The organism is Streptomyces sp. BV286, from assembly GCF_019090165.1.
Taxonomy (GTDB): domain Bacteria; phylum Actinomycetota; class Actinomycetes; order Streptomycetales; family Streptomycetaceae; genus Streptomyces.
The window spans coordinates 1-550 of record NZ_JAHRIB010000074.1 but is presented as its reverse complement, the minus strand read 5'-3'; the positions used below and the strand labels follow the sequence as shown (position 1 = coordinate 550).

At 67.6% G+C, this 550-nt stretch carries 1 protein-coding gene; it reads left to right on the top strand.

Translation table 11 applies throughout. The annotated features are described in order from the left end of the window. Positions 1 to 36: 36 nt before the first annotated feature. A partial coding sequence (locus tag KUF83_RS10680; protein ID WP_308402967.1) for an acyltransferase domain-containing protein occupies positions 37 to 550 on the top strand: 514 nt, incomplete at its 3' end.

Here is a 550-nt window from a genome sequence, read left to right as displayed (position 1 = left end):
GGCAGGTTGATGGATGTGTTGCCTGCGGGTGGGGTGATGGTGGCGGTCCAGGCCACCGAGGATGAGGTGCGTGAACTCCTGGACGGGGTGCAGGACGCCGGTATTGCGGCGGTGAACGGGCCGCGTGCGGTGGTCCTCTCGGGCAGCGAGGCCGCGGTGCTGCCGGTGGTGGAGGCCCTGCGCGAGCGTGGGGTGAAGACGAAGCGGCTGAACGTCAGTCACGCCTTCCATTCGCCGTTGATGGAGCCGATGCTCGACAACTTCGCCGCTGTGGCGGAGGGGTTGACGTTCAACACGCCGGCTCTCGGGGTCGTGTCGAACGTGACCGGGGAGATCGCTTCGGCGCAGGAGCTCTGCGCACCCGGGTACTGGGTGCGGCATGTCCGTGAGGCGGTGCGTTTCGGCTCCGGTGTGGAGGCTCTTCTGGACGCTGGTGTGTCGTCGTTCGTCGAGTTGGGTCCGGACGGTGTGCTCAGTGGGATGGCTCGTGAGTCGCTGGCGGAGGACTCGGATGTGGCGTGCGTGCCCGTGATGCGTCGGGACCGGGATG